This window comes from Niastella caeni (genome assembly GCF_004834005.1).
GTDB classification, from domain to species: domain Bacteria; phylum Bacteroidota; class Bacteroidia; order Chitinophagales; family Chitinophagaceae; genus Niastella; species Niastella caeni.
Window position 1 is genome coordinate 131,762 of sequence record NZ_STFF01000016.1, and the last position, 9,067, is coordinate 140,828.

Here is a 9,067-nt window from a genome sequence, read left to right on the forward strand (position 1 = left end):
TTATAGCTTACAGCTTATAGCTTACAGCTTATAGCTTACAGCTTATAGCTTACAGCTTATAGCTTACAGCTTATAGCTTACAGCTTATAGCTTACAGCTTATAGCTTACAGCTTATAGCTTACAGCTGTATTTTCATTCCGTTCTTAAACTCTTCACCGGGTTAGCAATGGCTGCTTTAATAGATTGTAAACTGATAGTAATAATAGTGATTAATAGTACGGCTGCTGCGGCCACTATAAACAAGCTGGCGCCAATAGATGTACGATAGGCAAAATTCAGCAACCATTGGTTCAATGCCCACCAGGCCAGCGGAAAAGCGATCACAACAGCCAGCAGCACCAGCATGAGAAAATCTTTTGATAACAATAGCACGATATGCTGAACAGAGGCGCCCACCACTTTGCGAATGCCAATTTCTTTTTGCCGTTTACGGGCCGTAAAAGCAGCCAGGCCAAACAAACCCAGGCACGAAATAATGATCGCGAGTGCTGCAAAATACCTCGACAGTAATGCTACTCTTTGTTCCGCTGCATATAATTGCGCATAATCTTCATCGAGGAAGTTATACTCCAGGTTGAGCCCCAGGTTAAACCAGGCATACAGTTTCTTCAATTGCGCAAGGGTAGCCTGTTCTGTGCCGGCTTTTATTTTTACGATCACATTTTCATTCTCGTCGGAATATCTTATAAAGAAAGGCCCTACGTTTTTATACAAGGATTCGAAATGAAAATCTTTCACCACGCCCACGATCTGCTTTTTGCGCCCCCACATCGTTACGGTTTTTCCAACCGGATCGGAGAGACCCATAGCTGCAATGGCCGTTTCATTAAAAACAACGCTGTTACTGTCTGAACCAAATTGCCGCGAGAAGGAACGGCCTTCCGCCATTTGCAGCCCCATTGTTTCGAACATGTCATAGTCTGCATCTATGCCATCAAATTCAATCCCTTTCTGTTTTCCCGGCCAGTCGATACCCCCGCCGCCGCTGTGCTTACCGGTAAAATCGCCATTCATGGCAGAAGCATTTACAACACCCGGCAATTTTTTTATTTCTGTGAGAAATGGTCCGAGCCCATTGCGCAGCTTACCCTCATTGGCAAAACGAATGATGTTATCCTTGTTATAACCCAGGTTTTTGTTTTGTATCAGTTGCATTTGTTTGTATACCACCAGTACCGATACAATAAAGAGGGCCGACAACATAAATTGAAAAACCACGAGCCCTTTTCTTATCCATAATTCACCAGGCGAAGTTTTCAATTGTCCCTTTAAAATTGTAACCGGGTTAAAACCGGAGAGATACAAAGCAGGGTAACTACCAGCAAAAATTCCGGTCAGCAAAGTAATACCTACTATAGCCAGCAGGAGACGGGTATTGAACTGAAGATGCAGTGATTTACCCGTGAGGTCGTTGAAGGCGGGCAGTAACAGCGAGATCATGATGATGGCAATGAGCAGCGATAAAAAGCTCATCAGCACCGATTCGCCCAGGTATTGAATGATCAATGACCGGCGGTTGGCGCCGGTTACTTTTTTTATACCTACTTCTTTACATCGCGCTGCAGCACTGGCGGTGGCCAGGTTCATAAAATTGATACAGGCAATTAAAACAATAAAAACAGCAATGATCGAAAACAGCCTGACATATTCAATTCTTCCACCCGCAATAACCCCGTTGTTGTAATGATTATACAAATGTTTGCTGGAATAACGTTGCAGAAAAATATCACCTGCCCATTTAACCTCTTTCTCACCATGCGCCTCTTTGTATTTCTGTTTACAATAACCCCTGATCCGTTCATTAAGTTGTTCTACATTGGTGCCTTGCTTTACCGTCAGGTAGGTATGCGGGTTATTACTGTACCATTTATTTAAACCATAATCATCTTTAAAAGTGTCGAAATAATGATCATAATTAAAGATGCAATCAAACTGTGTGGAGGCGTTGGCGGGCGGCGCTTCAAAAATGCCGGTGACAAGATACGTGCCGTTTATTTTATCACCCTGGTCCCAGGTAATGCTTTTGCCCACAATATTATCAGTTGTATTAAATAACTTGTGTGCGAGTTTATCCGATAGCATGACGCCGTATTTATCAGCCAGCGCTTTGTCTTTATCACCCTGCAGCAGGCGATAGGAGAACACATTAAAATAATCCTTCCCGGCGAATTGGGCGCATGCTTTCACGTATTTACTACCGGCCATAATAATGCCTTTGTTCTCGCCATAATCATCCATAACAATTACCGGTACCGCATATTCTATTTCCGGAATTTCTTTGGCCATGGATTGCGCCAGTAAACCGGGGGTAGTTTCATGCGTATGGATCGTACCATCGCCATTAATTGCTGTTTTGATCACCTGGTAAAGCTGGCTGTCCTTTTCATGAAAGGTGTCGATCGTCAATTCATCCTGCACCCATAAATAGATCAGTAAGGCACAGGCCAGCCCGGTGCTGAGGCCCAGCAGGTTCAGTATGGTGAACTGGCGATGTTTGATCAGGTTACGCCAGGCGATCTTGAAGTAAACAGGCAGCATGATATAGGTTTTAGGTGATGAAAGCTACAGTAAATAGTAACTAACCCAATGCCGAAGTGTTAGCGTTTTAGGATCAAGGATCTATGCGTAACCTCATATTATCAACTGTTCGGTTTTGATACGGTGGGTGTTCGGAAAGAGATGGGGGTTACCAGTTACCGGTTTCCAGTTGCCGGGCCTTGAATGTCGATCACTCTAACTGTCAGTCGGGAGCTTCAAATTAGTTACCCGGCAACCTGGAACTGGTAACCGGTAACGGCCGTTATGTATACAAAGCATTTACATTCCCATTCAATCTTCTTTTTGTAACTTACCCTTCATTACTCCCCTCAAAGCGATTGCATATGGAACCTTCCCCCATAGTATTGGATACTGAAAAAGCCATTCAGTCAAAGCCGCATTTCAACTTCTGGCAAATATGGAATATGTGTTTCGGCTTCTTCGGAATACAGTTTGGCTGGTCGTTACAAATGAACAATATGAGCGCCATTTACGAATACCTGGGCGCAACGGCAGAGCAAATACCCGGCCTTTGGCTGGCAGCCCCCATGACCGGATTAATTGTTCAACCTATCATCGGCTACCTTAGCGACCGCACCTGGCATCCCACCTGGGGCCGGCGAAGGCCTTACTTTTTGATCGGCGCCATTTTAAGTTCCATCGCCCTGTTTTTTATGCCCAATGCCTCGGCCATCTGGATGGCTGCCGGCACCTTGTGGGTCCTTGACTCGTGCATCAATGTTAGTATGGAACCCTTTCGGGCATTTGTGGCCGATAACCTCAACGAACGGCAACGGCCGTTTGGCTATGCCATGCAAAGCATGTTTATAGGCGCCGCCGCTTTCATTGCCGGTTTTTTACCCGGATTGCTGGTGAACTGGTTCGGGATCTCGCGCGAAAAAGCAGGCGGAGGCATCCCGCAAAATATCATGTGGTCGTTTTATATCGGTGGTATTATGTTTTTTTTCGCGGTATTATACACCGTGCTGCGAAGCAGGGAATATCCGCCTGCCGATCCTAACTGGCGGCAACAGCTCAATGCGCAACATGGCAGCGGCGTTAGCGGTGCTATAAAAGAGATCACTGCATCCATCATGAATATGCCCGCGCAAATGAAAAGGCTGGCGCTGGTGCAGTTCCTTACCTGGCCCGGCTTGTTCCTGATGTGGTTTTATTATACAACGGGTGTAGCGCGGGATATCTTTAAAGGCGACCCCGCTACTTCCAATGAACTCTATACCCGGGGTATTGAACATGCCAATGCCACGTCCTCCATTTTAAACCTGGTAACATTTCTGTTTTCCCTCACGTTGTCGTTCTGGGTTGCCAAGCTGGGTAAGAAGATGACCCATACTTTTTGTCTGATCCTCGGCGGCGTTGGATTATTTTGTGTAAAATATATCAGTGAACCATCTATGTTATATGTAGCCATGAGCATGGTGGGCATTGCCTGGGCTTCTATTTTGTCGATGCCGTACTCTATGCTGGCCGGGCATTTACCCGAAAACAAGATCGGTATATACATGGGTATCTTTAATTTCTTTATCGTATTGCCAGAGATCATCGCTTCCCTGTTCTTTGGAAAAATTATGGAAAACTTTCTGCACAACGACCGGTTACTCGCCGTGCAAATAGGAGGAAGCCTTCTGATTATAGCAGGTATTATATGTGCCTTCATTGTAAAAGAAAAAAAATATGATGACCTGTTGTAGAAAACTCTTCATTACTGTTATATGTTGTTTATTGGTTGTATGTATTGTTGCGCAGGATAGCCTGAACGTTTATCCCACGCACTGGTGGACGGGCATGAGAAATACGAAGCTGCAATTGCTGGTGCATGCCAAAAATATTAAGAATGGCCGCCGCGTTTTGCTGCAACCATACCCCGGCGTTACATTAACAAGCGTACATACGTACACCAATCCCAATTATCTTACCATTTACCTTGAGGTTAGCAGAATTGCGCAACCGGGCAAGCTCAGGTTTACGTTTAGAAGCGACAATGCACCAGTTGCGCAGCTCACGTACGACCTGAAAAAGCGCAGCAACCAGAATGGAAAAACGCGCATCAAAGGCGTTACCTCAGAAGATCTCATTTACCTCATTATGCCCGATCGCTTCAGCAATGGCGATGCCAGCAACGATCGCATTGCAGGGTTACGGGATCAAAGTCTTGACCGGTCGGACTATTTTAAACGCCATGGCGGCGATCTGAAAGGCATACAAAACCACCTCGATTACCTGCAGCAGTTGGGCGTAACCGCCTTATGGCTGAACCCGGTTTTATTAAACGATATGCCCGATCGTACAGAACACGGGTATGCCTTTACCGATCATTACACTATAGACCCGCGACTGGGCGGCATCAAAGCGTATCTTGAATTGATTGACAGCCTGCATAAACGCGGCATGAAGATCATCCAGGATGCGGTGTACAACCACATAGGCATTGAACATTTTTTGTACAGGGATATGCCGGACAGCTCCTGGTTTCATTGGTGGCCAACCTATACGAACACCACTTACAAAGACCAGGTGCTGCTGGACCCATATGCATCCATCATTGATAGAAAACGCATGAGCGATGGCTGGTTTGTGCCTTCCATGCCCGACATTAATCATGGCAACCCGTATTTTGCAAACTTCCTTATACAGCATGCCCTCTGGTGTACCGAAGAATTTGGGCTCGATGGCTGGCGTATTGACACCTATGCATACAACGACCTGGAGTTTATGAACCGTTGCAACAAGGCTTTGCTGGATGAATACCCGCAATTGTACCTATTCGGCGAAACCTGGGTGCATGGGATTCCCAACCAGAGTTTCTTCACCCGCAATAAATACAATATTCCATACAAGAGCAATTTGCCCGGCGTAACCGATTTTCAACTCAACCTGTATGGCATTTTACCAGCCTTAACGCAGGGCTTTGGCTGGACGGAAGGGGTGAACCGCTTGTATTTGACCGCCACCAATGATTTTGTATATGCCAACGCCATGAAGAATGTGCTGTTTTTAGATAACCACGACCTGAGCCGTTTTTTCAGCATGGTAGGCGAAGACATTGCCAAACAAAAAATGGGCATTGCCTGGTTGCTGACGTTCCGCGGCATACCGCAATTATATTATGGCACCGAAATATTGATGAAGAACTTCGCCGATCCCGATGGCAAGGTGCGGCTCGATTTTCCCGGTGGCTGGCCCGGTGATGCAGCTAACAAATTTGAACCCGGTGGACGTACCCCGGCTGAAAATGAAGTATACAATTATGTAAAAACGCTGGCCAACTTTCGCAAAACAGCTACGGCGCTTACCACGGGTAAGCTGATGCAATATGTACCCGAAGATGGCGTGTATGTATATTTTCGGTACAATGCACAGCAAACGATCTTATGCGTAATGAACCCCGCCGATAATGAAAAAGAAATAGACATGCACCGGTTTGCAGAAAGAACAATGGGTTTTACCAAAGCCAGGAACATCATCGATGGATCGTTGACGGATATTACGAACAAGCTCAAAGTATCGGGTAAAACGGTGTGGGTAGGGGAGTTGAGGTAGAAGATGATTTTTCATGAGGTTACTTTGGAAATGCATGGCTGTTTTTATACATTACGTGCCAAATGATAAAAATCAGCCTTAGACACTTTTTAGTAATTGCTCTTATTTTCCTAACAGCAGGAAGGACTACAGTTATAGCTCAATCGCCAACAAGTACTCTAATAACCAGGGATCCGGCGAAGGCTACTATTTACACGAATGATATTAAGAATTTCTGGATTGCCTTTGACTCTTTAACGGCAGGTTACAAAAACAATCCTTTCGACGACTTCTATATAAAAAAAGGAAGCAACGGTGTGTTGCATTTTATGGACCACAACCGGATAGTAAATGCTGATACGTTATTAGCTACGGTAGTAAACCGCAAACAGGATTATTTAAAAATAAGAGATAATTCGCTTAAGATAAATGAGGTGGAGAAGCAATGCCGGGTTAGTTATTATGCGCTGAAATACCTGTATCCCAAAGCGGTTTTTCCTCCATTGTACTTTGTTATCGGCAGGTTCAATACCGGTGGCGTATCATTGCCAACCGAGCAGATCATCGGCGCAGAAATGAATGAACCCGGCAATATACCATACCTGGTTGCCCATGAGTTAATTCATGCCAATCAGAAAATCCCCTATAAATACAAAATACTATTAGAGCAATGTATTATAGAAGGCAGTGCTGATTTTTTGGGTGAATTAATTTCCGGTAAAATTCCCTCTACAGCGCCTTATATCTATGCCAAAGGCAGAGAAGCTGTATTGATGAAAGAATTTATCAGAGACATGAATTTAGGCGAGAACGATGATTTTGATTACTGGCTGTACAGCGGACCCAGAAAAGATGACAGACCTGCTGATATGGGATACTATATTGGTTATGCTATTACAAAGGCCTATTACGACAAAGCCATTGATAAAAGCAAAGCCATAGCAGACATATTAAATATTCAGGATTGTAAAGATTTTTTAAATAAAAGCGGATATTTAAGGCAATGAAAATACAACTCCTCATCCTTTCCGCCTTCATTGCCTGCTTCGCCAACGCGCAGTTGAGCGACCAGGAAATATATGATGCAAAAGGCGGACGTATATACAATGATACCAGTTATATTTATTGGTTGCCGTTTATGCCCGGTGAAAGGTTTTTATTGGTGCAGGCGGCTAACAGTCATATGAGCCATAGAAACGAATTGTCGCTTGATTTTAAAATGAAAAAAGGCAGTAAGGTCTGTGCTGCACGAGACGGGATCGTTACAGAAGTAAAAAAGGATAGTGATAAAGGCGGCTTGAAGGATGAATATCTTTCTGAAGGCAATCATATCTTTATCCGGCATAATGATGGCAGCATGGCTCAATACTGGCATCTGGATAAAGACGGCGCTTGTGTAAATGTTGGCGATAACGTCAAAAAAGGGCAGTTGATCGGGTTAAGTGGTAATACGGGTTATACTGCATTTCCGCATTTGCATTTCCAGGTAAAAAATAAAGAAGGCAAACAGATACTTACCCGTTTTCTTACCAGGAGAGGGATCATATATCTGCGCCCGGCCAAATGGTACAAATGCCTGCATGAACGACAGTAACTAACATGTAGCACCTCGGTTGAACTGCGACATACAGCGTAGCTCGTTGTGGCAATGTACTCAATACAGCTCCCTAAATAGCCAGAATATAACCGATACTTACTGCATCGGCCCTTCCCCGGAATTACACAGGATAATTCAAATTCTATGCAATTCCTATGCACTTCCTATGCAATTACCAGCCTGAAAATGGCTATCTTGTAAGCAGCTGCGATACTATCAATTACCACTGTCTTGTACTGAAAAAGCTTTACAGGTGGGGAGGTTAATACTGGAATAACTTTACAATACTGCCAGAATAGTAATCTATCACTCCATATGAAGAAGAAAAAAACACCGTTAACCCGTAAGCGGGTGCTTACCAACCCGGTTTTTGAACTTACCCGGCAAAATAATACGGAGTTTTCCCGTGCAGTTACAGCCAACCGCCTGCTGCACCATGCGTTTATCCCTGGATTACGCAATATGGCCCACCGGTATGTTTCGGGCCGGCTCACAAAAATTATGTTTAAGATATTGCAAAGCGACCAGGTAAATGGCAGGGGTGAACGCAGGGTGCCCCAGGGCGTATTAAGCATCCTGGAAGGCTTCAACTTTAACCGGGATACCAGCCTGCAAAATGTTTTCAGGACACATTATTCTGCTATATTGGATAGGGATTCCATGAGGGTGACCATCAGCATTCCGTCACTTATTCCTAAAGCCATGATCGATACAGCAAGCGGCGCCAATGCTTTTATGTTAACTGCCATGGCGGCCTCGCTGCATTTTGAAAAAGAAAACTATTCGGTTGAACCGGTGCAAACCGATTTACTGGATATATCCCTGGACTTACACGAGAACCTGCAGCTGCACATGCCGGTCATTGGGCACCAGCCTGATAATAAGGTTGTTGCCGCTTTGGGAATTGAATTCTTTCATAAACTACAGGGAACCATAGAACCGGTTGCTAAAGTACATAATGCGCTGGCTGTTATAAAAGTGTTTTAGGAGTGGTGGTACCTGCTTGCGGAGTGGCGGGCAAAGAGAAAGAAGGGCAAATGCTGAAATTATAATATGTGTTTGATTGTCAATATATAAATACGCTGTTATATTGTTTTTTAGATTATTTCCCGGGCATATCCCAATTCTTCAATTTCATAAAACGTTCAAAAAAAGAGAAAACACCTTCGGTTATTCATCAAATTTTAGTAATCTCGGTGTCAGGAGATCGTTAGGTTAACATCTACACTCTTGTAGTATTCCAAAGGTTTTGATTAGTTGCCATGCTGTGACTGATGTGGCGAAGGCGTGACACGAACGAAGGCTTTTACGAGTATAATTAATAGTTAGTACATTGAATAATAATGTTTTGTAAGTTCTTTATGGATATAGACACTATACAGACCATATAT

General features: G+C 44.2%; 6 protein-coding genes. 5 read left to right on the forward strand and 1 reads right to left on the reverse strand.

The features are described 5' to 3' along the window. Positions 1-133 precede the first annotated feature (133 nt). Positions 134-2,539, reverse strand: coding sequence for an ABC transporter permease (locus tag FAM09_RS30315; RefSeq protein WP_136580931.1), 2,406 nt, complete (start codon positions 2,537-2,539; stop codon positions 134-136). A gap of 344 nt (positions 2,540-2,883) precedes the next feature. Here FAM09_RS30315 and FAM09_RS30320 point away from each other — a divergent pair, with 344 nt between their 5' ends. The 5 genes from FAM09_RS30320 to FAM09_RS30340 all read left to right on the forward strand — a co-directional run bounded on the left by FAM09_RS30320 (position 2,884) and on the right by FAM09_RS30340 (position 8,663). Further along, complete coding sequence (locus FAM09_RS30320; RefSeq protein ID WP_136580932.1) at positions 2,884-4,251, forward strand: MFS transporter; 1,368 nt, start codon at positions 2,884-2,886, stop codon at positions 4,249-4,251. Beyond that, positions 4,238-6,100 (forward strand): glycoside hydrolase family 13 protein, encoded by a 1,863-nt coding sequence (locus FAM09_RS30325; RefSeq protein ID WP_136580937.1) that lies wholly within the window; start codon positions 4,238-4,240, stop codon positions 6,098-6,100. Before FAM09_RS30320 ends, FAM09_RS30325 begins: the two co-directional genes overlap by 14 nt. Before the next feature lie 62 nt (positions 6,101-6,162). After that, positions 6,163-7,086 carry a DUF2268 domain-containing putative Zn-dependent protease gene (locus FAM09_RS30330; protein WP_136580933.1) on the forward strand — a complete coding sequence of 308 codons (924 nt, stop codon included), beginning with the start codon at positions 6,163-6,165 and terminating at the stop codon, positions 7,084-7,086. Next, positions 7,083-7,673, forward strand: coding sequence for a M23 family metallopeptidase (locus tag FAM09_RS31470; protein ID WP_136580934.1), 591 nt, complete (start codon positions 7,083-7,085; stop codon positions 7,671-7,673). Before FAM09_RS30330 ends, FAM09_RS31470 begins: the two co-directional genes overlap by 4 nt. A gap of 318 nt (positions 7,674-7,991) precedes the next feature. Next, positions 7,992-8,663 (forward strand): hypothetical protein, encoded by a 672-nt coding sequence (locus FAM09_RS30340; protein WP_136580935.1) that lies wholly within the window; start codon positions 7,992-7,994, stop codon positions 8,661-8,663. The last annotated feature ends 404 nt before the right edge of the window (positions 8,664-9,067 follow it).